The organism is Planococcus beijingensis, assembly GCF_016820615.1.
Lineage (GTDB): Bacteria > Bacillota > Bacilli > Bacillales_A > Planococcaceae > Planococcus > Planococcus notacanthi.
The window spans coordinates 81,162-106,234 of record NZ_JADHDZ010000004.1 but is presented as its reverse complement, the minus strand read 5'-3'; the positions used below and the strand labels follow the sequence as shown (position 1 = coordinate 106,234).

Sequence of the window (25,073 nt, the reverse complement as noted above, 5' to 3'; positions counted from 1 at the left end):
TTTTTTGACTTGTCGTGCGATTTCTTCAGACCTTATTGCTGGAACTGGAGGCGGTGAAGATTGGCGAAAATGCCGTCGGTTTCCAGCAACTCAGTGTATCCGCCTTGTTCGGCAATGCCATCTTCCGTCACCACGATCACGCGGTCAGCATCGCGGATGGTCGCGAGGCGGTGTGCAATAATCAACGTCGTCCGGTTTTCTGCAAGTTCAGCCAACGCCTCTTGGATGACCCGTTCTGTTTGGGTATCGAGTGCCGAAGTGGCTTCATCCAAAATCAAGATCGGTGGATTTTTCAGGAACATACGGGCGATTGCCAGACGTTGCTTTTGTCCGCCAGACAACTTCAAGCCGCGTTCCCCGATTTGTGTATCATAACCTTGCGGCAGCTTTTGGACGAAATCTTCCAAATGAGCTTTTTTAGCAGCCGCTAAAATTTCTTCTTCGCTGGCATGGCGTTTGCCATAGGCGATGTTTTCGCGGATAGTTCCGGTAAACAGAAAAACATCCTGTTGGACAATGCCGATTTGTGAACGCAAGGAATGCTTGGTCATGTCCCGGATATCCATGCCGTCAATGGAGATGCTTCCTTGCTGAATGTCATAGAAGCGGGGAATCAATGAACAGATGGTCGTTTTCCCGGCGCCTGAAGGGCCGACAAACGCAACGGTTTCACCGGCACGCAAATTCAAATCGATTCCCGATAAAACGGGTTTGTTGTTGTCGTAGCCAAAATGGACGTTGTTGAATGAAATATCTCCATTCAGTTTCTCAACAGCTACAGCGTCTTTTCGGTCGTTGATGTCAGGTGCCTGATCAATCAAATCCCGGAATCGGCTGAAACCAGCCATTCCTTTCGGATAGAGCTCAAGCAATGCGCTGATCTTATCGATCGGCTTAATCAAGACATTCAGGAACAATACGAAACTGACAAGTTCCCCGTAAGACAATTCCCCTTGGAAATTGAGCCATGCTCCATAGACCAGCACGACTAAGGTCAAGAGACGCGTCATCATATAGATGCTCGAATGTGTAGCTGCCATGACTTTGTAAGCAATCAGCTTGGCAAGGCGGAAACGGTCGTTATCGGTTTTGAAGCGTTCGATTTCAAATTCTTCATTCGTAAACGACTGCACCACACGTGCTCCTGAAACACTGTCTTCGACTCGGCCGTTGACGTCGGCGATTTTGCCGTACATATTGCCCCAGGTCTGATTCATCTTGATGTTGCAATACGTAATAAGCCAGATGAGGAACGGAATGACAATCAGAGTAACGAGCGCCAATTTCGGGTTGATCCAGAACATGATGCCGAATGCGCCGAAAAAGGTCATGATGGCGATGAAGAAATCTTCCGGCCCGTGGTGGGCGAGTTCGCCGATATCGAATAGATCGTTGGTGACACGGCTCATGATGTGTCCGGTTTTGGTATTGTCGAAGAAACGGAAGGACTGCCGCTGAACATGGGTGAACAGTTCTTCCCGCATGTCCGTTTCAATATTGATGCCCAGTTTATGCCCCAGGTAACTGACAATATACTGTAGAAATGTACTCAATAGGAAGACAATCAACAACAGGAAGCTGACGGTAGTGATCGTTCCCCAATTGCCGCTTGGCAACAGGTCGTCGATAAACCACTGGACTGCGACCGGAAAGGCAAGTTCCAGGATAGCGACAAAGACCGCGCTGGAAAAATCAATGACAAAAAGCCGTTTGTGCGGCTTATAATACTGGAAAAATTGTTTTAATCTCAATAAAATCCACCTCGTTTTTTTCTCACAATGAAAAGTATAATCGATGTAGGCGAAATAAACGAATGGAATTTGGATAAATAAAGAATATGAAACTTTTTCCAAGATTTTTCGTAGAATAGCTAAGTCTAGCCAAAGAAGATTTTTTCTCGCTTGTTTGGTGGAGTCACACGGCACTAAAAAAACTTATAGGAGAGTGATTGTTTTGAAGAAATGGATCATGTTTATGAGTACAGCTACATTAGCGATAGGGCTTGCTGCTTGCGGAGAGACAGCAGAACCGGTATCTGGCGATGAGGCGGCGAAAGGCGAAAACAGCGAGTTGACGGCAGAAGAGGTATATACGAAATCAATGGAGGCATCTGAAGAAATTACGAGCCTTCATGCCGATATTGTAACTGACCAAGTGATGGCTATGCAGCCGGATGGCATGGTGATCAACATGAAAATGGACTCTGCAATGGACATGACCACTGAACCGTTGGCATTCCATCAAACGGCAGAAACATCCATGGTGTCAGAAGACATCGAGAACACCAATCCGATGAGCATGGAAATGTATTTTACAGACCAAGGTTTATATATGTACGAAGAAACAATGGCGACTTGGCTGAAGATGCCGGATGACAGCATCGAGGACTTGAAGGGGCTTGCTGATCAGCAGACCGCTGACCCTTCTCAGCAACTTGAAGAACTGGCCGATTTCCAGGATGATTTTACTTTTGAACAGACAGCGGATGAATACATTTTGACGCTTGATGCCTCGGGTGAGAAAATCCAGGAATTGATGGCTCAGCAACTTGAGAAAACATTGGGCCAAATGGAACTTGAAGCCCAGACGGCACTTGAAGACATGACCATCCATTCTGTAAATTATGTAATCAATGTCGATAAAGAAACCTTCTTGACGAACAGCTTGGATGTGAAGATGGACATGGATATGAATATTGAAGGGGAATCGATGAACATCAAATCGGATATACAAGCCGATTACAGTAAATACAATGAAATCGAAGCGATTACCATCCCGGCCGAAGTGCTCGAGCAAGCACAGGAAATTACAGGTTGATCAATAAGCCCCAATAGGAATTATTGCCCGGCTTTATCTATATGGAAGAAAAGTCCGGCCTATACGCCGAGAATCGTTCTTTCTGAATGGTGGTGCACCCTTGCACATCATTCAGAAAGGGCGATTTTTGCATTTTAAATAGTGGGCTTAGCTGTTTATTGGGAGTTTGCCTACATAAGCCTTATTCGTGTTCTGAATGTTTGACGAACTTTTGACAAATTAGAATCATTCTCATCTAAATGAAAATAATTCTCAATTAATCATTGACTCTAATTCTCAACATGCTATACTGAAATCTGTACGGCAGTGATAATGATTATCACTATCGAATAATCAATAATGTTTTATTGAGGACAGATGAGGGACAGTAATGAAGAAACGTTATTTAATACCAACATTGATCATACTGTCGATTGTTTCCTTGTTTGTCGGAGTAAGCAGTATCAGTGTTAGTGATTTGCTTGACTTCCAATCGGAAGAGACAGAAATATTCTTGATTAGCCGTCTGCCAAGGCTGGTTGCGATTTTGCTGGCAGGTGCAGGAATGAGTATGGCAGGACTCATCATGCAGCAGTTAAGCCGCAATAAATTTGTGTCTCCGACGACGGCAGGTACATTGGATGCCACTCGGCTTGGGATTCTGGTTTCGATGCTCTTGTTCGCAAACGCATCGATGCTCGAAAAAATGACAGTGGCTTTCGCTTTTGCGCTTGCCGGTACATTCCTTTTCATGCAAATTCTAAACCGCATCAAGTTTAAAGATGCTATATTCATTCCGCTTGTCGGTTTGATGTTCGGGAACATCCTGTCTTCCATCACAACGTTTTTCGCTTATCGCGCGGACGTTATCCAAAACATGTCCGCTTGGCTGCAAGGTGATTTTTCGATGATTATGAAGGGGAGTTATGAACTTCTCTACATCAGTGTTCCTGTATTTATCATCGCCTATCTGTACGCAAACCGATTTACGGTTGCCGGCATGGGTGAAGACTTCTCCAAAAACTTGGGGATGAAATACCGGAGCGTTGTCAACATCGGATTGGTGCTCGTGGCTTTGATTACAGCGACAGTTGTGTTGACGGTAGGAATTATCCCGTTCCTAGGGTTGATTATTCCGAACATCGTTTCGATCTTCAAAGGAGATCATCTACAAAAAACATTGCCGCATACTGCGATGCTTGGAGCTATTTTCTTGCTGGTGTGCGATATCTTGGGAAGAGTGCTGATTTACCCGTATGAGATTTCCATCAGCCTGATGGTCGGCGTTATCGGAAGCTTTATTTTCCTCTTCTTGTTGTTTAGGAGGAAAGCGTATGCGTGACCTACATAAGATGCTTATACTCGTCGGCTTGGCTCTAGCGGCTTGTGGAGTTTATCTGTTTCAGGATTTGAACGGAAGTTTCGATTATGCATTGCCGAGACGCGGTGTAAAAGTATTCGCTATGGTGTTGACGGGAGTTGCCATTGCCTATGCAACGGTGGTTTTCCAAACCATCACCCATAACCGGATACTGACGCCGAGCATTATGGGCTTGGATTCGCTTTATATGCTGCTTCAGACTGTGCTGATCTTTTTCCTTGGTTCAGATCATATTACAATCGTCAACAAGCAAGTGAACTTCTTGCTGTCGATTGCCGTAATGGTAATCTTCGCCTTGTTGTTCTACCGCTTGCTCTTTAAAAAGAATGATCGGCCGGTTTACTTTCTCTTGTTGGTCGGTATCATCTGCGGAACGTTTTTCGGCAGTATTACGACCTTCCTGCAGGTGCTGATCGATCCCAACGAATTCTCGATCATTCAGGACCGGATGTTTGCCAGCTTCAATAATGTCAATTCGGATTTGGTGTGGACCTCACTGGTCATCATCACTTTGCTCGTTGCCTTCGCTTGGAAACAAAATTCCTCTTTGGATGTTCTGACATTGGGACGCGATACAGCAATCAATCTCGGTGTAAATTACGACGCGCTGGTAAAACAAATGCTGGTGCTGTCGGCTGTCTTAATCGCAATTGCCACGGCGCTTGTCGGACCGATTACGTTTTTCGGTTTGATTGTTGCAAACCTTTCCTACCAATTCTTTACTTCGTATAAGCATTCGGTTTTATTGACAGGGTCTATTGTCATCAGTGTAGTAGCCTTGGTCGGTGGCCAGTGGGTAGTGGAGCGGATCTTCACTTTCAATACGACATTGAGCGTCATCATCAATTTCATCGGTGGAATTTACTTCATCTACCTACTATTAAAGGAGAGTCGATCTAAATGATCCAAGTTCGTGAATTGACAAAGCTATACGGAAAAAAACAAGTTGTGGAAAATGTCTCTGTTGATATCCAGCGCGGTCAGATTACGTCCTTTATCGGACCCAATGGTGCTGGGAAATCCACGCTGCTTTCCATGGTCAGCCGTCTTTTGGATGCGGATACCGGGGAAGTACTCATTGATTCAACCAATACCAAAAAGTTGAAATCCAATGAGTTCTCCAAACGTGTATCGATCTTAAAGCAGTCTAACTACATGAATGTCCGTTTGACGATTCGCGAGCTTGTTTCTTTTGGGCGCTTTCCTTATTCAAAAGGCCGCCTGAATGATGAAGATGAAAAAATGGTGGACCAGTCAATCGACTATATGGATTTGAAGGAAATGGAAAATTCATACCTGGATGAACTTTCGGGCGGGCAACGCCAGCGTGCGTTTATCGCGATGGTCATTGCACAGGATACCGATTACATTCTATTGGATGAACCTTTGAATAATTTGGATATGAAACACTCTGTCCAAATCATGAAAATTTTGCGCCGTTTGGTTGATGAGCTCGGCAAAACTGTGGTCATCGTCCTTCACGACATCAACTTCGCTTCTGTCTATTCCGACCGCATCGTGGCATTGAAAAATGGTCGAGTGGTGAAAGATGGGACAACAGAAGAAATTATTCAAAGTGCGGCATTAAAAGAAATCTATGACATGGATATTCCGATTCAGCAGATGAACAATTGCCGGATTTGCGTATACTTCAATTCTTAAAAAAGAGGAGCTCGAAAAGATATGAAAAAATGGTTATTGGTCGCATTTACCCTTATGATGGTGGCTTTCCTTGCAGCTTGTGGATCCACTGAAGAGTCGACAGAATCTGATACAGCAACTGCTAAGGCAGAAGAAACAGAAGAGATGACAGTTAAGCATGAATTTGGGGAAACAACTTTTGACAAGAACCCAGAAAAAGTTGTCGTATTTGATTACGGTGTCCTTGATTCAATGGACAAATTAGGCATTGAAGCTGTTGCAGGAGTTCCTCAGGAATCTTTGCCGGCATACCTTGAAAAATTTGAAGACGTTGAGAAATATGAAAACGTCGGTACGTTAAAAGAGGCGGATTTTGAAGCGATTAATGCAATGGAACCGGACTTGATCATCATCTCTGGACGTCAGGCTGATATGTACAATGAGTTCGCTGACATTGCACCGACAATCCACATGGCTGTAGATACTACTAAATACATGGAGTCATTCAAATCAAACATGAACACACTTGGCGAAATCTTCGGTAAAGAAGATCAAGTAACAGAAGAGTTAGCAGCAATTGATGCACAGATCGAAGAAGTAAAAGCGACGGTAAGTGAGTCTGATGAAAAAGCGTTAATTACTCTTGCAAACGAAGGCAAAGTAAGTGCTTACGGCGCGGCTTCACGTTTCGGTATCATCCATGATGTATTCGGCGTAAAACAAGCGGATGAAGGCATCGAAGCTTCAACTCACGGCCAAAGCATTTCTTTTGAATACATTTTGGAAACAAATCCAGACATGATGTTCGTAGTTGACCGCAATGCTGCTGTCGGAAACGAAGCAAGTGCTGCTGATTCTCTTGAAAATGAATTGGTACAAAAAACAAATGCTTACAAAAACGATAAAATCATCTACTTGGATCCGGATTTCTGGTACCTGTCAGGTGGCGGACTGCAATCTGTTTCTCAGATGGTAAAAGATATTGAATCTGCATTTGAATAAAGAGTGACTTTAGTCAGCGAGGGCGTTGTGCCCTCGCTGATTTTTTTATTTTATAAGCTTAATCGATTGAAAAAAATGAAATTGGGTATATAATATTTGTATAGGTTTTATATAAGTAATATAGTAATATAGACTGGTATTAAGGGTAAGATACATTATAGAGATGGAAGTGACGAAATGTTTTTAGCGTGGAACGAAATTATAAAGAATAAACTGCGGTTTACATTGATTATTGGCGTATTGATGCTCGTTGCCTATCTGGTATTCTTTTTATCCGGATTGGCAAGTGGGCTGGCTAGCTTGAATAGGGAGGCCGTGGATAAATGGGATGCTGATGCCATCGTCTTGACTGAAGAATCGGATCAGAGTCTGACTCAATCTTCTTTTGGCAGCGATGCAGTCGATACTATTGATGCAGATGAAACAGCAGTTCTTGGGCAATTGAATGCCATCGCGCAGACTGGCGACGAAAAAGCCAATGTCTCTATTTTTGGCATCAACAGTGATGAATTCATTATGCCTGAAATAACTGAAGGGAAGGAATTCACCGGTGCCAATCAGGTGGTAGCCGGTGATGCACTGAAAGATGACGGCTTTAAACTGGGAGATACCATCAGCTTGTCTTCAACTGAGGAAAAGTTGGAAATTGTCGGATTCACAGACGAAGCACGTTTCAATGCGGCTCCTGTTCTTTATACGGACTTGGATACGTTCGAACAAGTAAAGTTTGGTGAAGCGGCGGGAAGTGAAAGTCAAATCAGCGGAGTTGCTGTACGGACTGATGATATTTCAGGGGTTACAAATGAAGAGGACCTCGCGGTGATTGAGACAGAGACATTCATTGAAAGTCTCCCTGGATATACAGCGCAAAGCCTTACGCTGAACTTTATGATCTACTTCCTGTTTGCTATCTCCTCAGTAATTGTGGCGATTTTCCTTTACGTGTTGACGGTGCAAAAAATCAGTATGTTTGGGGTCATGAAAGCACAGGGAATTCCAAGCGGTTACTTGGCTCGTTCGGTTATTGCGCAGACAGCTATCCTCGCAGCGGTCGGTGTAGTGGTTGGCCTTGGATTGACGCTTTTGACAGGCGCCTTTCTTCCGAGTGCAGTTCCTGTAGCGTTTGATATTCCAACAATGCTGATATACGGATTGGTACTGATTGTGGTAGCCATTCTAGGTGCAGTGTTCTCGGTGTTAACCATTGTGAAAATTGATCCATTAAAAGCGATTGGAGGTTAAATCATGGCAGTATTAGAATTGAATCGAGTAAAAAAGTCATTTGGAACAGGGCATAAAAAAGTAGATGCATTAAAAGAAACGAACTTTCATGCGGAACGGGGAGAATTGATTGCTGTTATTGGGCCTTCGGGTTCCGGAAAAAGTACATTTTTGACGATTGCAGGAGGGCTCTTATCTCCGACAGATGGGGATATACTGATCAACGATACAAACATCGCGACATTAAATGAAAAGCAATTGTCGAAAATCCGGTTAAAGGAAATCGGCTTTATCCTTCAAGCTTCCAATTTGGTGCCTTTTCTGACAGTGGAAAAGCAATTGAAGCTTTTGGATAAAGTCAAAAAGGACAATCTGAACAAAGAACAGTTGGAACAGCTATACAAAGATCTGGGTATTGGGGACCTCCGTGCCAAATATCCATCAGACCTTTCGGGGGGAGAGCGCCAACGGGTGGCGATCGCCAAAGCGCTATATAGCAATCCCTCCATCATATTGGCGGATGAACCGACAGCCTCTCTTGACTCTGACCGTGCTTATGAAGTAATGGAATTATTGAAAGAAGAAACGAAAAATAAAAAGACCACGACGATTGTAGTGACGCATGACATCCGTCTGATCGACTATTGCGACAAGGTCTATAAAATGGTCGATGGCGTGCTGGAACTGCAGCAGCCGTGACAGTCGAGTTCGTTTGCCGATATGGCAGACGGGCTTTTCTTATGGCTTATGGTAAACTATGGGTAATGATGAAAGAGGTGAATGCGATGAAGCGTCTATTTTATCCGCTGGCAGTAGCCGCCTTACTCGGTTTTTTTGCTATTCTTGTAAATTACTCGAATGAATCCGTAATTCGAATCGATCAATCAGCGGCGGAGCTGCTGGGCGGCAGAGTGTTGCTCGATGGCATGTCCTTTATCGGTGACCCATGGATGATCATTACTGTGAGCCTGTTGCTGCTTGTCTATCTTTGGGTATTCCGGAAAAATTACAGGGGAATGTTGTTTGTCTTTTTTTCTGTAGGTCTCGGAAACGTCTTGAATCAATTGATGAAAGAATGGTTTGAACGCCCGCGCCCGGAGTCGCCGCATGATCTGGAGTCTTTTAGTTTTCCATCTAACCATGCGATGGTTGGGCTGCTCTATCTTTTTACAGTAGCGTACTTTCTCTCGGAGGCAAGTGCTTCCAGAAAATCGAAGGTGATTATCTGGGCATTGGCTGTTGCATTGGCTGTAACTGTTGCGTTGTCGCGTGTGGCGGGGGGAGAACATTATTTCTCTGATGTAGCTGCAGGTTCACTTCTAGGTTATGCGTGGTTTGTTGGAGTTGCGGTCTGGTATGAAATACGAGAACGACAGTTTCGCAACAAGGCAAAGACGCAAAAAGAAGAGGAATTCCTGGATTGAGCAGGAATTCCTCTTCTTTTGTTTGGATCAAGAAATTGATTTGCGTGGAACTGGTGCATCTCCGAGTTGATTCAGACGATGAGCGAATGAATCATTGCTTGCTGTTGGTGAACCTTGCAGCACGTCCTGCATTGAATAAGCTTGTGAGCCATGCTCTGAAAAATCGAGTCCAACTTCTTCTTCTTCGGCAGTGACTCTGAGCGGCACAATGGTGCCGATTGCAAACAGTACAAGAGTGGTTGAAATTGAAGCCCATACAATTACAGCAAGCACGCCGACTGCCTGGATGCCGAGAATTTCAGCTCCGCCTCCGTAAAGCAGACCGCCGGTAGTATCAAATAAGCCGATTGCAAGCGTCCCCCAGATACCTGCAATACCGTGAACGGAAATAGCTCCGACCGGATCATCGACACGAATTTTGGAATCAAGCAAGCGAATCGCTTCGGTCATGACGACCCCGGCTATCAACCCGATAGCAAGAGCGCCGACGAGAGAAACGTTTGCTGCGCCTGCGGTGATGCCGACAAGGCCGGCAAGTGCGCCGTTCATTGTCAAGGAAGCATCGATACGGCCATAACGCAATCGTGTATATCCAGCTGTAGCGATAACTCCGGCAGAAGCTGCCAATAAGGTATTGGCAATTACTGGAGGTACTAGAGCGGGGTCGGCTGCCAAGGTGCTGCCTCCGTTAAATCCGAACCAGCCAAGCCAAAGGATGAAAACTCCCAATGCGCCGAGCGGCAAACTGTGGCCAGGAATCGTATTGATAGCCTTGCCGCTGTATTTGCCGATGCGTGGACCGATTTTCCAAGCGGCGATAAATGCGGCTACGGCTCCTGTCAGGTGGACTACTGTGGATCCCGCGAAATCGATAAAGCCGATCTGTGACAGCCAGCCGCCTCCCCACACCCAATGGCCGACAATCGGGTAAATGACAGCGGTCATAGCGATGGTCAACAAGATGTATGCAGATAAATTCATTCGTTCTGCTACAGCTCCGGAAATGATTGTTGCGCAAGTGGCGGCGAAAACAGCTTGGAAGACAAAGAATCCGATATCTTCAACGCCTGATAAGGCGAATCCTTGTGTGCCGATTAATCCTAAAGACGAGGGACCGAACATAAGAGCATATCCGACGATAAAATAAAGAATGGACCCAAGTGAGACAGTAATCATATTTTTCATAAGAATGTTCAATGTGTTTTTAGATCGTGTAAATCCTGATTCCACCATGGCAAATCCTGCATGCATGAAAAATACCAACATAGCCCCGAGCATCACCCATAACATATCTACTGAACTTTGAACTGCTTCCATCCAATCTCCTCCTTATCCAATTGCGACTATGCCGCGTTCTTTTGTTCTGATGCGTATGGCTTCTTCGACTGGGAGTATGAAAATCTTGCCATCCCCGACTTGGCCGGTTGAAGCATATTCCAACAGCGCCTGAATAATATCCTCGACTTTGTCATCGTCCACTACCATTTCCAATTTCAATTTCGGGGAAAATTCCATGGTGTAGGCGTTGCCTCGGAATAACCCGACACGGCCTTCTTGCTTTCCGATTCCGGCGATTTCCGTTACACTCAAACCGTCTATTCCTTCAAGTGCCAAAGCTTGGCGAACGTCTGCAAAAACGGATGGCCGAATGATTGTCTCGATTTTTTTCATGTCTTCTCCTCCTTGATGTTAGGTTTGTTAACATCATAATTTATATTTTCTGAAAACGCAAGAGTTTTTTTATTTAAATGTTAGATAACCTTACATTAAAAACAGAGGTGAAAAGGAATGTATAGAATATCTGAAGAAATAGCTGCTTTGGGGAAACGAAGAATTGAAGGATACCCGGTAGAAGGCTTCGTTTGGGGAAGCGGACCCACAAATCCTGCTCTTATGCTTGTAGGCGAGGCGCCAGGAGAAAATGAATTGGAAACAGGCATCCCGTTTACCGGCAGAGCGGGAAAAGAGTTGATGGCTTCCCTGCAAAGTGTTGGCTTGTCGAGGGAAGACGTCTACATAACAAGCGCGGTCCGCAGCCGGCCGTATAAATGGGGGGCAAAAAAGAAGCGCAATGGAGAAATAATCGAAAGAAAATACAACCGTGCTCCGACGAAAAAGGAAATTATTGCGCATGCGCCCATATTAGATGCGGAAATTCGGGATGTCGGCCCACCGCTGATCGTGACCCTGGGAAATATTGGGCTGCAGCGCCTGATCGGACCGCAAGCGAAAGTAACGGAACTGCACGGCGTCCTCATGGAAACGCCAATTTTGCGGTGGAATGAGGAAGAAGGCAGCTTTAAAGAAACTGCTGAAGTTTATCATATTTTCCCTACATTCCATCCTGCCAGTGTCTTTTATAATCCGTCTGTCAGAGCACTTAAAGATGATGATTGGCGGAGATTAAAGGATCTTCTTGGAGAGATAAGATAAATGAATAATGGGAAATCTTTCTTAGTTGAAAAATGTTGCGCAAAGGAAACTTTTGCCGTACAATAACGTTATTCACTTGAATTGGAAAGAAGGCATGTCTATGGATAGTGCAGTCTTATTTGCATTAGGATTGACTCTTTTTGCTGGACTCGCCACAGGGATTGGCAGTTTAATCGCATTTTTTGCATCCCGTACAAATACGAAGTTTTTATCAATTTCTCTTGGTTTTTCAGCCGGAGTCATGATTTACGTTTCTATGATTGAAATTTTCTTCAAAGCAAAAGATTCTTTGACGGGTGCCCACGGTGAGACGATGGGTTATTGGTTGACGCTTGCAGGCTTTTTTGGCGGAATGATCTTTATGGCAGGGCTGGATCGCATCCTTCCTCAATTGGGGAATCCGCATGAAGTTAAAACCGTGGAGGATATGGATGACGGGCCGACCAATGACGAATACGCCAGATTGCGTAAAATGGGTATTTTTACAGCGTTGGCTATCGGAATCCACAACTTCCCTGAAGGAATCGCCACATTTATGTCAGCTATACAAGATCCGGCTCTTGGGGTGGCGATTGCCATTGCGGTAGCTATCCACAACATTCCAGAAGGAATTGCAGTTTCGGTGCCGATTTATTATGCGACTGGAAGCCGGAAAAAAGCATTTCAGTACAGTTTTCTTTCAGGCATTTCAGAGCCGGTAGGAGCGATTGCGGCCTGGTTGTTCTTGATGCCGTTTCTTAGTGACACGTTATTCGGGATAATATTTGCCGGTGTGGCGGGCATCATGGTCTTTATTTCGCTGGATGAATTATTGCCAGCCGCTAAACGATACGACGAAGCACACCTGTCCATTTATGGGTTGGTAGCGGGAATGGCAGTCATGGCTGTCAGCCTGGTACTCATCGTTTAAATGAAACTTTTTGCCTCCTGTTCTCGTAGTAAAGAGAAAAGGAGGCTTTTTCTATGGATATCAAACACATTGAAGAAACTTTTTCAGAGGTGTCAAAAACATTGGGATGGGCAGTGGATAAACGGATTGCCTTAGCCGTAACGAATATATACTTATCACGTGGCAAAGCCTTCGATGCCGAAGTTCATGAAGCTGTTGTTGGAGTGATCAAAAAGAATGAAGAGTGGACGTCGCCGTTGCGCTCTCATCTGCTCCATGTAGCCGCAGCTTTCATGGCGGCGAAAGAAGAGGACGTGGAAAGTTCGCTGAAGTTGATCAACCAAAATCAGAAAGAGTTGAATAACGCGGGTTTCTGGAAAACATCCTATACGTATTTGGCGGCCTTGCTGATGAAGAAACCGGAAGAAGCGGACCGGGCAAGAAAATTATACGGAGAGATGAAAAAATATCATAAATTCCTGACCTCCAATGAAGATATTCCTTATGCCGTTTTATTGGGGAGCAGGGAAGGGTCGCTTGAAGAGAGAGCTGAAACGATGAATATATACTACCGTGATTTGCGTGAGCAGGGCTTCAATATGGGGAATGATCTTCAGTGGCTATCCCAAATCATGACGTTCGATTCGCCCGTTTATGATCCGGAAATGGTCGGCAGGGTTTTGGCGATCCACCAATTTTTTAAAGAAGAGAAAATCAAAATTCGTGCGGCGCAGTATCCCGTTCTCGGTTTTTTGGCGGTCATGCGAGCAGATGGGAAAGCGCTCCGGGAGATTGTAGAAAATACTCGTGAATTAGAGGGAAATAAAATTTTCCGCTGGTATAAAGATGTGGCGTTTTCAACTGCTGTGCAGCAGGCGCTGAATGATACGATTGACGCGCAGGAAATTTCGGCAATGACCTTCTCTACGTCACTGGAAACCTTGATGCAGGCCCAACAGGCTGCCATGATGGTCAGCATCAATGCGGCAGTCATCTCTTCGACCAATAGTTCCTCAGGTTCGTGATCATAGGGCAATGTTCGAACCGTAGTGGCTTTGTGCAAAGGGCAGCTGACAGATATGATTCGGCAAGAAGTACTTGGAAGAATATTATTTTGCTTAAATGAATTTATATTGAATTAATTGAAAAAACAGACTTTTGGGTAGAGGGTTGTCACTGATTCTCCTACGGCGTATAGTGGTGTAAAGACAGTAGTTTACACGTGTCATGACAAGGAGAATGAAGATGTCAGTTTTAGTTGGGCAAAAACCAAGTACAATTTCAAGAAACAAATTATTGTGGGTCGCAGGACTGGGTTGGCTTTTTGATGCCATGGATGTTGGAATCCTTTCCTTTGTTATTGCGGCGTTGCATGAAGACTGGGGTTTGACTTCGAGTCAGATGGGCTGGATCGGCAGCGTCAACTCCATCGGGATGGCAGTAGGTGCTTTTGTTTTCGGGATTTACGCAGACCGGGTGGGCAGGAAGAAGATATTCATCATCACCTTGCTGTTGTTTTCTATAGCTAGCGGACTTTCTGCCTTTACCACCACATTAGCGGCGTTTATGATTTTACGGTTTTTTGTCGGGATGGGATTGGGAGGAGAATTGCCGGTGGCCTCCACTCTGGTTTCCGAAAGTGTACCAGCGAGAGAGCGCGGACGCGTGGTGGTCTTGCTCGAGAGTTTTTGGGCAGCAGGCTGGCTGGTTGCAGCGATTATTTCGTACTTCATCATTCCGTCGTTCGGCTGGCGGATTGCGCTGTTGCTGACGGCATTGCCGGCGCTCTATGCGCTTTATTTGCGTATCAATTTGCCGGATTCACCGCAGTTTTCTGCTAAAAAGAACGTTTTGCGATCCGTCTCTACTAATATTAAAGATGTCTGGTCCAAAAAATACAGACGGCCTACTTTGATGTTGTGGATTGTCTGGTTCACAGTCGTCTTTTCGTATTATGGAATGTTCCTATGGCTTCCGAGTGTGATGGTGCTCAAAGGATTTACGCTGATCCAAAGCTTTCAGTATGTATTGATCATGACACTGGCGCAGTTGCCTGGCTATTTCTCAGCGGCCTGGCTGATCGAACGCATGGGCCGGAAGTTTGTGTTGGTCAGTTACCTGATCGGAACAGCTGCAAGCGCTCTGGCGTTCGGCAATGCGGATACAATTGCTTTATTGATTGTGGCTGGGGCATTTTTGTCCTTCTTCAACCTGGGTGCCTGGGGCGCGTTGTATGCCTATTCGCCGGAGCAATACCCGACGGTTATCCGCGGGACTGGAACGGGGATGGCAGCATCTTTCGGGCGTGTCGGGGGTGTTCTTGGACCACTTCTAGTAGGCTCGATGCTGACAGCCGGTATTGGCGTGAATGTGATTTTTGCGATTTTCTGTGTGTCTATTTTGATTGGAGCACTGGCGGTTGCGTTTCTTGGAACCGAAACAAAGCAATTGGAATTGGAATGAAAAAGCGATAGGCAGCGCTCTCGATTTAGTTTCGGGAGCACTGCTTTTTTTTTCGGCCAAAGGAACTACTGCCTTAAGAGAAACGAAGACTTCTTTGGCAAAGAAAAAATGGATGTCAGCAGGAATTTACCAGAATATAGCTAATACCATTAAGAAGAGGAATTACGACAGAATGGACGTGGGAAAATGGAATTGATTATCTATTCGGATTCAGCTGCTTTTTCAGAAAGGGTTGCTCCCTTGTTATATCGGGACGAAGACATCCATAGTTTGTTTTTAGGGATACTCGGGCAAATCGAAGCCGAGCGGTATGAAGATTATTTTTTAGCCATTGGAGAAGAGCAGGGAGAGATTGTGGCAGCTTGCTTGATGACTCCCCCGCATGCTTTGCAGTTGGTGATCTTTCAGCCGCTGCCTGACATCGAACGAGAAGTTGCCGATCACCTGCAGAATCTGGGCGTGGAAGTCAGCGGGATTGTAGGTGAACAGGAAACGAGCCGTCTTTTTGCTGAAGCCTGGACCTCTATGAATGATGAGCAAATAAAGGTGCTGATGAACCAAGGGTTGTATCGCATCGACGCGGTCAATAAAGGGTTGCGGAAAAGTGAAGGAACATGGAGGATAGCGAGTAAAGAGTATGCGGAACTCCTGGAGGGATGGTACCGTTTATTCGAAGAGGAAACGGGGATCGGCATATCCACTAAAGCTGAGGCTGCACATAAGATTGATGATTTTCTGGAAAGAAAGGAAGTTTATATATGGGAAGTGGATGGGGTGCCTGTTTCCTGTATGAAGAAAACACGGCCTTCCAAAAATGGCATCACTGTCTCTTTTGTGTTTACCCCGATGCAATATCGGGGCAAGGGCTATGCCCGGACGCTGGTAGCCGAAGTCACCGATGAATTGCTGATGGAATATGATTTTGTAATTCTGTACACCGACCTCACCAATACAACAGCCAATAAAATCTATAGGGAAATCGGCTACGAACAAATCGCCAATCCGGTCCATCTTGTTTTTGAAGAGCAATAAATTTATGCCGACCGCTAAAGGAATAAAATAAAGGTGAAGAGGGTATAAAAAACCTAGGCTGAAAGAAACAGAAGGGAGCGGAGGCTATGATACGATTTGAAAACGTCACTAAGCGTTTTCCGGATGGAACGGAAGCCTTGAAAGACATTTCACTCGTTCTTCCCACTCATGAGTTGACTGCCATCATCGGTCCCAGTGGATGCGGCAAAACTACGCTGATGAAAATGATCAATAAGCTGGAAAAACCGACTGGCGGCACTATTTATATTGATGAAAATCCAATTAACGGAATGGATGAAGTTCAGCTGCGGCGATCGATCGGCTATGTTATTCAACGAATCGGCTTGTTTCCCCATATGACGATTTCTGATAACGTATCTCTTGTGCCGAAATTGCTGGAATGGCCTAAAGACAAAAAAGAAGCGCGGGTTCGGGAATTGCTGCAATTGGTCGGTCTTGATCCGGAAACTTACATGGACCGCTTTCCGCTCGAATTGAGCGGTGGGCAGCAACAGCGTGTAGGTGTAATCCGTGCACTTGCGGGAGACCCCAATATTGTCCTGATGGATGAACCGTTTTCAGCGCTTGATCCCATCAGCCGGGAACAATTGCAGGACGAACTCAGAAATCTTCAACAGACCATCAATAAGACCATTGTGTTTGTTACCCATGATATGGACGAAGCGTTGAAAATTGCCGATTCCATCATCGTTATGCGTGATGGCCAAGTGGAACAGATAGGGACGCCTCAGCAATTGGTGGACGATCCGGCCAACGAATTTGTCCGTAACTTTATTGGCGTAGAACGTATCAATCAAAAGCGGGCATTCGGTGAAAAACGACTTTTTGAGTTTTTGGACTTATTTACTGCAGAATGGAGTGGCGGTGCCGAGAAGATTTCTGCGGATGCCACCATTGAAAAAGCATTTCTTCAATTGGACGACAGCCGCCATAATTACCTGGCGATTGTTGAAGGCGAGCAAATTATGGCGTATGCCACCGATCGCGATCTGTTGAAAGCGGCTTTGTTTAAAGAACAGGGGGTATCGGTATGAAGAGTTTTTTGGATACTCTCGTCAGCCGCCAAGATATGATCATCAGCGCTTTTCTGGAACATATCTATCTTTCGTTTGTAGCGGTGGCAATCGGTATCGCAATTGCCTTGCCGCTTGGAATCATTATTACGCGCTACCGCCGCTATGCTGAACCGATCATTGGGGTAACTGCCGTTTTCCAGACTATTCCGAGCCTTGCTTTGTTCGGTTTTTTAGTGCCAATTTTAGGGATTGGCTCACCTACCGCTTTAATTGCGCTGATCATCTACGCTTTGCTGCCGATTCTGCGCAATACGTATGCGGGAATTGTGGGAGTCGACGGCTCTACTATTGAAGCCGGGCGGGGAATGGGCATGACGCGGACACAGATCTTGCGGCAGATTGAGTTGCCTCTTGCGTTGCCGTTCATCATGGCTGGAATCCGGACTGCGACTGTACTCACTGTCGGAATAGCGACACTTGCTACTTTCGTTGGAGCGGGAGGTCTGGGAGATATCATCTACCGCGGCCTGCAATCGTATAATAATTCCCTGGTCTTGGCGGGTGCCCTGCCGGTTGCGTTGCTGGCCATTGGATTTGATCAGATTTTGAAATGGATTGAAAAAAGAGCAACACCAAAAGGCTTAAAGACATAGGAGGAAATTGAGGATGAAAAAAGCGGCATTAGGTATTTTATTGGCTGGAACAACTGTCATCATTGCGGGTTGCGGTCCGGGTGGAGGGACATCGGATCCTCTAGTGATCGGCGGAAAGCCGTGGACAGAGCAATACATTTTGCCTCATATCCTTGGGCAGTACATTGAAGCGAATTCCGAGTACACAGTGGAATATGAAGACGGGCTTGGTGAAGTGGCGATTTTAACGCCTGCATTGGAGCAGGGAGACATCGACATGTACGTAGAGTATACAGGCACCGGCATGAAGGACGTCCTGAAGGAAGAATCGGTGCCTGGACAATCTTCGGAAGAAGTGTTGGAAATCGTCAGAAAAGGATATGAAGAAACGCTGGACGCGACTTGGCTGGAGCCACTTGGATTTGAAAATGGTTATACATTAGCGTTCTCAAAAGACAAAGGCTACGATGCTGAAACTTACTCGGATCTGGCTGAGATTTCGAAATCGGAAAATATGCGTTTCGGAGCACCGCATCCTTTCTACGAACGCCAGGGAGACGGCTTTGATGACTTAGTGGCAACCTATCCTTTCGAATTTTCAGCAACGGAAAGCTTTGATCCCGCGATTATGTACGAGGCCGTCAATAGTGGGGAAGTAGACGTCATTCCTGCCTTTACGACAGATAGCCGCATCGGACTCTTCGATCTTGAAACGACCGAAGACGATCAGTCGTTTTTCCCGAAATACGATGCAGTTCCTGTTGTGAGAATGGAGACGCTTGAGGAATATCCTGAACTTGAAGAGGTCCTAAGCGGACTGGCTGGACAAATCAGTGAAGAAGAAATGCTGGCTATGAACGCGCGTGTGGATGTGGATCAAGACCAAGCCAGTGATGTAGCCCGTGAGTTTCTGATTGAAAAAGGATTGATTGAAGAATGAGAGAGATTCTGCAGCTTCGGCTGTAGAATCTTTTTATTTGAAATACGCATCTTTTTTATTTTAGTTCAGCCTCTGCCTGATAGTGATCGTCACGGGGATTACTTCTTTATTTCTTCTAGCATTTGGGAATAGGTTCTTGTACAATGAATTTAATGAGTGAATAGTCATTCAATTCAGCTAAATGAAAGCGATTCCAATAAAATGGTGGGGTGAGACATGTGAGAGAAGTTGTGATTATAGAAGGGGTACGTTCTCCGGTAGGAAGAAGAAAAGGTGCGTTTGCCAATACACGTCCGGATGAACTGGCAGCAATTGTACTCGATGAACTGGTGACGCGTGCAGGAGTAGATAAAAAAGACATAGAAGATGTTATTTTAGGGTGTGTATCGCAGGCTGGTGAACAGGGAGGGAACATCGCCCGTACGGCAGCGTTGATCGCTGGGTTTCCGGATTACGTGCCAGGCGTCACCATTGACCGCCAATGCGGATCGAGCCAGCAGGCTGTCCATTTCGGGGCACAGGCGATTTTAGCAGGAGACATGGACATTGTCATCGCAGGCGGTGTAGAAAGCATGACGCGCGTGCCGATGTTCTCCAATATGCAAGGCGCCAAGCTGAGTGAAAAACTGACCGATCAATACGAAATCATTAATCAAGGTTTGTCGGCGGAACGGATTGCTGAAAAATGGGGATTTACACGCGAACAGCTGGATGACTTTGCAGTGCAGAGCCATGAAAGGGCACAGCAAGCCATTCAGGCGGGACATTTCGAACGTGAAATTGTGTCGATTGAGACGCAAGGGCGAGAAGGTGAAACGCAAACAGTGGCGGTGGATGAAGGGCCGCGTCCAGGAACAACCCAGGAAGTATTGGCGGGGTTAAAAACGGCCTTTGACGAAAAAGGAGTAATTACGGCAGGCAACGCCAGCCAAATGAGTGACGGCGCTTCAGCCGTTTTGTTGATGTCGGCTGAGAAGGCAAACGAATTGGGCTTGAAGCCGAAAGCGAGAATCGTTGCGCGTGTAGTGGTGGGTTCTGACCCGACATTAATGCTGACAGGGCCGATAGCGGCGACAAAGAAAGTACTTGAAAAAGCAGGGTTGAAAATCGGCGACATGGACCGCTATGAAGTCAATGAAGCATTTGCGCCGGTGCCGCTTGCTTGGCTCCGCGATATCGGGGGCGACCCAGACAAGTTGAATGTCAACGGGGGAGCAATTGCTCTTGGCCACCCACTCGGTGCGACAGGCACCAAACTGTTGGTGTCGCTGCTGCATGAATTGGAACGTACAGAAGGACGCTACGGCTTGCTGGCTATTTGTGAAGGGATGGGCATGGCCAACGCGACGATTATTGAAAAGCTATAAATCACATTGAATGTTAAGGGGGAAGACGATGGACTTTTCACAGGTGAAGGCAGTGGTGACAGGTGGAGCTTCCGGGCTTGGAGAAGCGACGGTGCGCCGCATTGCAGAAAGTGGCGGGAAAGCGGCTATTTTTGATTTGAACGCAGAACGTGCAAATCAGTTGATTGGGGAATTGGGCGAAGAATCGGTTGTTTACATGGAGACGGATGTGACAGATGGCGGACAAGTTGAGCGTAACGTCAATGCAGCGGTTGAGCGATTCGGGGCTATCAATTTGATTGTCAACTGTGCAGGAATAGGAACTCCTGGAAAAGTGCTGTCCAAAGGAACACCGATCGCGTTGGATCAATTTGAAAAAGTCATCAAAGTGAATTTGATCGGCAGCTTTAATGTTATCCGAGTTGCTGCGGCAGCCATGCAGAAAAACGAACCGAACGAGGAAGGCGAGCGCGGAGTCATCATTTCAACCGCCTCTGTTGCAGCCTATGAAGGGCAGATCGGGCAAGCGGCTTATAGTGCTTCGAAAGGTGGGGTCGTATCGATGACATTGCCGATAGCCAGAGAGTTGGCGAGAGACGGCATCCGTGTCATGGCGATTGCACCGGGGCTGATGGAGACGCCGATGGTGGAAGGGCTGCCGGATGCTGCGATTGCTTCCTTGTCTGCAGCAGTGCCATTTCCGGCACGCCTCGGAAAACCTGCTGAATATGCACGATTGGTCGAAAGCATTACAGAAAATCCGATGCTGAATGGCGAGACGATCCGGCTTGATGGAGCAATCCGCATGCAACCGAAATAAGGGGGAAGAAAAATGGGGAAATACCGTTTTGAAGAAGAAGAGCATGTCATGTTCCGCAAGTCGTTGCGGAAGTTTTTAGAGAAAGAAGCAATCCCGAATTATGAACAGTGGGAAAAAGATCGCCTCATTCCAAAGTCATTTTGGAAAAAACTTGGGGAAATGGGCTTTTTGAGTCCTCAAGTAGAAGAACAATACGGCGGGCTTGGCCTTGATTTTCGTTATGCGGTCGTAATCGGAGAAGAAATGGAGCGGGTGGGCGCCAGCTTGACAGGTGTCGGGCTCCATAATGACATTACGGTTCCTTACATTGAAGCATATGGAAACGAGGAACAGAAACGGCGCTGGCTGCCGGGCTGTGTGACGGGTGACCACATTACGGCCATCGCCATGACCGAACCGGGTGCAGGGTCTGATTTGGCGAATATCGCAACCACTGCAGTTCGAGACGGAGACAATTACATTGTCAATGGCCAGAAAACGTTCATTACCAATGGCATCAACTCGACTTTGGTGTTGGTGGTGGTGAAAACCGATCCGAAAGCAGAACCGAAGCACCGCGGAATTTCGTTATTGATGGTGGAAGAAGGGACGCCTGGTTTTACAAAAGGACGCAAGCTCGACAAAGTCGGCCTCCATGCACAGGATACATCCGAGCTGTATTTCGAGGATTGTGTAGTCCCGGCGGCGAATTTGGTCGGTGAAGAAAACAAAGGGTTTATTTATCTGATGGAAAAACTGCAGCAAGAACGCCTGGTGGTTGCCATGGCAGCTCAAGTGGCTTCGGAAGATATGCTGGAAATGACCTTGGATTACGTGAAATCAAGAAAAGCTTTCGGCAAACCGATCGGCTCGTTCCAAAATTCCCAATTCAAGTTGGTGGAAATGGCGACGGAAATCGAATTGGGCCATTCGTTTTTGGAATCGCTTATTGAAGACCATATGGCTGGCAAAGACATCGTCTCCAAAGTGTCGATGGCAAAATTTTGGCTGACCGACACGGCGAAAAGGATTTCCGGCGAATGCATGCAATTGCATGGCGGATATGGATATATGGAAGAATACAAAATTGCCCGGCGCTACCGCGACATTCCTGTAGCCGCAATTTATGCGGGTTCCAATGAAATCATGAAAACCATCATCGCTAAACGGATGGGGCTGTAAATGAAAGATGCGTTGAAAGGCGTTCGCATACTGGATGTCACTTATTATGTTCCGGGACCGTATGCCGGCATGCGGCTCGCTGAATTGGGAGCGGAAGTCATCAAAGTGGAGCCGCCTGCCGGTGACCCTGCTCGCTATATGAGCGGCGGCCATGTCCACCGGGCCAATAACCGGGGGAAGAAAATTGTCCATATCGACTTGAAATCACCTGAAGGGCGTTTGGAGATGTTGGATTTGGTGAAAAGTGCGGACGCGCTCATTGAAACATTCCGGCCGGGCGTCATGAAAAAGTTGGGATTGGATTACGATAGCTTGAAAGCCATTAAACCGGATTTGGTTTATTGCTCTTTATCGGGGTACGGGCAAACCGGTAAAATGGCAAGCCTTGGCAGCCATGACCTGAACTATATGGCTTTATCCGGTGCCTTGGATCAATTGGCGGATGCTTCGGGAAAACCGGTCCATCCGACCAATACCTTTGCTGATTTTACTGGAGGCCTATTGGCATCTGAACAGCTGATTGCGGCATTGTTGAAGAAATTCAGGACCGGCGAGGGACAGTATTTGGATATCGCCCTTGTAGAAGTAATGGCGGAATTTCTTGGCAACCATGATGTCTACCATGAAGCGGGCATTTCAGAAAAAGGAGTACCTGAAATCGGCGGTACACGCGTCAGCTATGCTATTTACGAAACAAAAGACTGCCGTTATATGACATTGGGGGCGCTTGAAGACAAGTTCTGGCGGGCGTTCTGTGAGTTTGCCCAACAGCCGGAGTGGCTTGAGTGGGCAGAGAAACCGCTGGATAGCCCGGAATACCAGGAAATAGCGGAGTTTTTCAAATCAAAGGATTGGCAGGAATGGTACCAAATTTCCTTGCAGGTAGATGCCTGCCTGGCGCCTGTATTAAAAGCGCATGAACGGCATGAGCACCCGTTTTTCATCGAAAAAAATAGAGCGAAAAAGGAGTCGGATGTGACATGATGGATTCGCCGTTACTATTATCATCTTTCGTAAAAAGAGCAGAGCGTTACTTTCCGGAAAAACTGATCATTTCACGGACTGGAGAAAATAGGGTCCATCGCATTCCTTATAAGGAGTTTGCTGTGCGGACTCGAAAATTGGCTGCTGCTCTAACGAAAATCGGCATGGAGCGGGGCACGAAAGTCGGAAGTTTTGCCTGGAATCATCATCGTCACTTGGAATTGTATTTTGGCGTGCCAGGTGCCGGCGCGATCCTGCACATGATCAATATCCGCTTGTCTCCGGAACACATCGCCTATGTCATCAACCATGCGGAAGATGAAATTCTGCTGGTTGATAATGATTTATTCCCATTGATTGAAAAATTGGCGCCGATGTTGAAAACAGTTAAACATTTTGTCGTCATGAAAGATGGCAACGATTTGCCGGAAACGGCACTTGAAAACGTCTATTCCTATGAAGAGTTGTTGGCTGCTGAAGACGGCAGTTTTGAATTCCCGGAAGATCTGGATGAAAATACACCCGCTGGCATGTGCTACACGTCGGCAACGACCGGCAATCCAAAAGGCGTCGTCTATACGCATAGAGGATTGGTGCTCCACAGCTATGCGCTGGGTATGAATGATGCTATGGGCTTGTCAGAACGTGACATCGCCTTATCGATTGTGCCGATGTTCCATGCCAACGCATGGGGCTTGCCGTTTGCTTGTGTTTTGTTCGGGACGACGCAAGTATTGCCGGGACCTGGATTTGCTCCAGGGATGCTTCTGGATTTGATTGAATCAGAGAAAGTGACGTTGACTGCCGGCGTTCCGACAATCTGGATGGGTGTTTTGAAGGAATTGGAAGCCAATCCGCGAAATATTGATACGCTGCGGATGATCATCTGTGGGGGATCCGCTTCACCAAAAGGGTTGATCCGGGCGTTTGAAGAGAAATACCATGTGCCGTTCGTAACAGGATACGGCATGACGGAAACATCGCCGCTTGTCAGTCTGGCCGTCACAACTTCAGCTATGGCTGATATGACGATGGACGAGCGCATCGAACGCCGCTCCATGGCCGGCTTGCCGATGCCGGGCCTGGAAGTGCGGATCGTCAACGAAAACGGCGAGGCTCCATGGGATGGTGAAACGATGGGTGAGTTGAATGTCAAAGGCGCATGGATCGCTGATGAATACTATAAAGACGAACGGACCACAGATGCGTTCAAGGATGGTTGGCTTTATACGGGTGACATTGCTGTGATTGAGCCGGATGGCTACATCAAGCTGACAGACCGCACGAAAGACCTGATCAAGAGTGGCGGAGAATGGATTTCCTCTGTCGATTTGGAAAATTCCTTGATGACCCACGATGCAGTTTTTGAAGCGGCTGTGGTCGCCATTCCTCATGAAAAATGGATGGAACGACCGCTTGCCTGTGTGGTACTGAAAGAAGGCTACGCGGAAGACGAAGCGACGAAATCGGAATTGCTGGCCTATCTGGAGAGCCAATTCGCCAAATGGTGGGTACCGGACGATGTGGTCTTCTTAAAGGAAGTGCCGAAAACATCAGTCGGAAAATTCCTCAAAGCGGCTTTAAGAAAAGAATTGAACGGCTATTATCAATAGTTTTTATTGATTTGAGCGCAAGTGCCCCGATAAATTTGGGCGCCTGCGCTTTTTTAATCGGTTCTTCATGGAAAAGCGCACTGCTTTGCTGGTCTTTCTTGCACCGATTAAGGTGGTATGGTGGCTTTCGCATTTCTTTTACTTGACAGAATATACAAAACCTTTTAACATAAGGGTCAACTTGTTGTACGAGAAGCAAGTCCTTTTGAGAGAAGAGCCCAGAGAAGATGAGAATAGAAGAGTGTATAAATCGAGGAT

The 25,073-nt window shown here is 46.4% G+C and carries 25 protein-coding genes and 1 other annotated feature (1 of these 26 only partly in view); of the genes, 22 read left to right on the top strand and 3 right to left on the bottom strand.

Annotation, left to right across the window (positions count from 1 at the left end; genetic code table 11):
• Positions 1-32: 32 nt before the first annotated feature.
• Positions 33-1,751, bottom strand: a complete 1,719-nt coding sequence (locus tag IRE19_RS11475) for an ABC transporter ATP-binding protein (RefSeq protein ID WP_203340479.1) — start codon at positions 1,749-1,751, stop codon at positions 33-35.
• A 202-nt stretch (positions 1,752-1,953) separates the two neighbouring features.
• Between IRE19_RS11475 and IRE19_RS11470 the strand changes: the two genes are divergently transcribed.
• The 8 genes from IRE19_RS11470 to IRE19_RS11435 all read left to right on the top strand — a co-directional run bounded on the left by IRE19_RS11470 (position 1,954) and on the right by IRE19_RS11435 (position 9,465).
• A complete protein-coding gene (locus IRE19_RS11470; protein ID WP_203340478.1) occupies positions 1,954-2,817 on the top strand; it encodes a DUF6612 family protein in 864 nt (287 codons plus the stop codon).
• 370 nt (positions 2,818-3,187) lie between these two features.
• Positions 3,188-4,138, top strand: coding sequence for an ABC transporter permease (locus tag IRE19_RS11465; RefSeq protein WP_191715489.1), 951 nt, complete (start codon positions 3,188-3,190; stop codon positions 4,136-4,138).
• The gene (locus tag IRE19_RS11460) at positions 4,131-5,081 is read left to right on the top strand and encodes an iron chelate uptake ABC transporter family permease subunit (protein ID WP_203340477.1); all 951 of its coding nucleotides are present in this window, start codon (positions 4,131-4,133) and stop codon (positions 5,079-5,081) included. The genes IRE19_RS11465 and IRE19_RS11460 overlap by 8 nt, the downstream gene beginning before the upstream one ends.
• Complete coding sequence (locus IRE19_RS11455; RefSeq protein ID WP_191715491.1) at positions 5,078-5,839, top strand: iron ABC transporter ATP-binding protein; 762 nt, start codon at positions 5,078-5,080, stop codon at positions 5,837-5,839. The genes IRE19_RS11460 and IRE19_RS11455 overlap by 4 nt, the downstream gene beginning before the upstream one ends.
• A gap of 21 nt (positions 5,840-5,860) precedes the next feature.
• Positions 5,861-6,820 (top strand): siderophore ABC transporter substrate-binding protein, encoded by a 960-nt coding sequence (locus tag IRE19_RS11450; protein WP_203340476.1) that lies wholly within the window; start codon positions 5,861-5,863, stop codon positions 6,818-6,820.
• Positions 6,821-6,997: 177 nt separating this feature from the next.
• The gene (locus tag IRE19_RS11445) at positions 6,998-8,062 is read left to right on the top strand and encodes an ABC transporter permease (RefSeq protein ID WP_203340475.1); all 1,065 of its coding nucleotides are present in this window, start codon (positions 6,998-7,000) and stop codon (positions 8,060-8,062) included.
• Between the two features lie 3 nt (positions 8,063-8,065).
• Positions 8,066-8,740 (top strand): ABC transporter ATP-binding protein, encoded by a 675-nt coding sequence (locus IRE19_RS11440; protein WP_203340474.1) that lies wholly within the window; start codon positions 8,066-8,068, stop codon positions 8,738-8,740.
• Between the two features lie 86 nt (positions 8,741-8,826).
• A complete protein-coding gene (locus tag IRE19_RS11435) occupies positions 8,827-9,465 on the top strand; it encodes a phosphatase PAP2 family protein (protein WP_203340473.1) in 639 nt (212 codons plus the stop codon).
• Between the two features lie 27 nt (positions 9,466-9,492).
• Here the strand turns inward: IRE19_RS11435 and IRE19_RS11430 are convergent, their stop codons facing one another.
• The gene (locus IRE19_RS11430; RefSeq protein WP_191715496.1) at positions 9,493-10,782 is read right to left on the bottom strand and encodes an ammonium transporter; all 1,290 of its coding nucleotides are present in this window, start codon (positions 10,780-10,782) and stop codon (positions 9,493-9,495) included.
• 12 nt (positions 10,783-10,794) lie between these two features.
• Entirely contained in the window at positions 10,795-11,136 is a 342-nt protein-coding gene (locus tag IRE19_RS11425; protein ID WP_142827327.1) for a P-II family nitrogen regulator, read from the bottom strand.
• Between the two features lie 117 nt (positions 11,137-11,253).
• Here IRE19_RS11425 and IRE19_RS11420 point away from each other — a divergent pair, with 117 nt between their 5' ends.
• The 14 genes from IRE19_RS11420 (at position 11,254) to IRE19_RS11355 (ending at position 24,815) form a co-directional block, all read left to right on the top strand.
• The gene (locus IRE19_RS11420) at positions 11,254-11,898 is read left to right on the top strand and encodes a uracil-DNA glycosylase (RefSeq protein WP_191715497.1); all 645 of its coding nucleotides are present in this window, start codon (positions 11,254-11,256) and stop codon (positions 11,896-11,898) included.
• Between the two features lie 100 nt (positions 11,899-11,998).
• Positions 11,999-12,808, top strand: a complete 810-nt coding sequence (zupT, locus tag IRE19_RS11415) for a zinc transporter ZupT (RefSeq protein WP_191715498.1) — start codon at positions 11,999-12,001, stop codon at positions 12,806-12,808.
• Positions 12,809-12,861: 53 nt separating this feature from the next.
• Positions 12,862-13,812 carry a DUF4003 family protein gene (locus IRE19_RS11410; RefSeq protein ID WP_203340472.1) on the top strand — a complete coding sequence of 317 codons (951 nt, stop codon included), beginning with the start codon at positions 12,862-12,864 and terminating at the stop codon, positions 13,810-13,812.
• A gap of 220 nt (positions 13,813-14,032) precedes the next feature.
• Positions 14,033-15,250, top strand: coding sequence for an MFS transporter (locus IRE19_RS11405; RefSeq protein WP_203340471.1), 1,218 nt, complete (start codon positions 14,033-14,035; stop codon positions 15,248-15,250).
• Positions 15,216-15,446 (top strand): hypothetical protein, encoded by a 231-nt coding sequence (locus tag IRE19_RS11400; RefSeq protein WP_203340470.1) that lies wholly within the window; start codon positions 15,216-15,218, stop codon positions 15,444-15,446. Before IRE19_RS11405 ends, IRE19_RS11400 begins: the two co-directional genes overlap by 35 nt.
• The gene (locus IRE19_RS11395; protein ID WP_203340469.1) at positions 15,437-16,282 is read left to right on the top strand and encodes a GNAT family N-acetyltransferase; all 846 of its coding nucleotides are present in this window, start codon (positions 15,437-15,439) and stop codon (positions 16,280-16,282) included. Before IRE19_RS11400 ends, IRE19_RS11395 begins: the two co-directional genes overlap by 10 nt.
• Before the next feature lie 86 nt (positions 16,283-16,368).
• Positions 16,369-17,337 carry an ABC transporter ATP-binding protein gene (locus IRE19_RS11390; RefSeq protein ID WP_203340468.1) on the top strand — a complete coding sequence of 323 codons (969 nt, stop codon included), beginning with the start codon at positions 16,369-16,371 and terminating at the stop codon, positions 17,335-17,337.
• Complete coding sequence (locus tag IRE19_RS11385; RefSeq protein ID WP_191715503.1) at positions 17,334-17,972, top strand: ABC transporter permease; 639 nt, start codon at positions 17,334-17,336, stop codon at positions 17,970-17,972. Before IRE19_RS11390 ends, IRE19_RS11385 begins: the two co-directional genes overlap by 4 nt.
• A gap of 13 nt (positions 17,973-17,985) precedes the next feature.
• Positions 17,986-18,891 (top strand): glycine betaine ABC transporter substrate-binding protein, encoded by a 906-nt coding sequence (locus IRE19_RS11380; RefSeq protein ID WP_203340467.1) that lies wholly within the window; start codon positions 17,986-17,988, stop codon positions 18,889-18,891.
• 218 nt (positions 18,892-19,109) lie between these two features.
• On the top strand, positions 19,110-20,258 hold the full coding sequence (locus IRE19_RS11375; RefSeq protein ID WP_203340466.1) for an acetyl-CoA C-acyltransferase: 1,149 nt from the start codon (positions 19,110-19,112) through the stop codon (positions 20,256-20,258).
• A gap of 28 nt (positions 20,259-20,286) precedes the next feature.
• Positions 20,287-21,057: a 3-hydroxyacyl-CoA dehydrogenase gene (locus tag IRE19_RS11370; RefSeq protein WP_203340465.1), complete on the top strand. Its 771-nt coding sequence runs from the start codon at positions 20,287-20,289 to the stop codon at positions 21,055-21,057.
• A gap of 12 nt (positions 21,058-21,069) precedes the next feature.
• Positions 21,070-22,218 (top strand): acyl-CoA dehydrogenase family protein, encoded by a 1,149-nt coding sequence (locus IRE19_RS11365; RefSeq protein WP_203340464.1) that lies wholly within the window; start codon positions 21,070-21,072, stop codon positions 22,216-22,218.
• Entirely contained in the window at positions 22,219-23,202 is a 984-nt protein-coding gene (locus tag IRE19_RS11360) for a CaiB/BaiF CoA transferase family protein (RefSeq protein ID WP_203340463.1), read from the top strand.
• A complete protein-coding gene (locus IRE19_RS11355; protein WP_203340462.1) occupies positions 23,199-24,815 on the top strand; it encodes a long-chain fatty acid--CoA ligase in 1,617 nt (538 codons plus the stop codon). The genes IRE19_RS11360 and IRE19_RS11355 overlap by 4 nt, the downstream gene beginning before the upstream one ends.
• Before the next feature lie 244 nt (positions 24,816-25,059).
• Positions 25,060-25,073 (top strand) — a binding site (T-box leader); it runs 222 nt beyond the window's last position.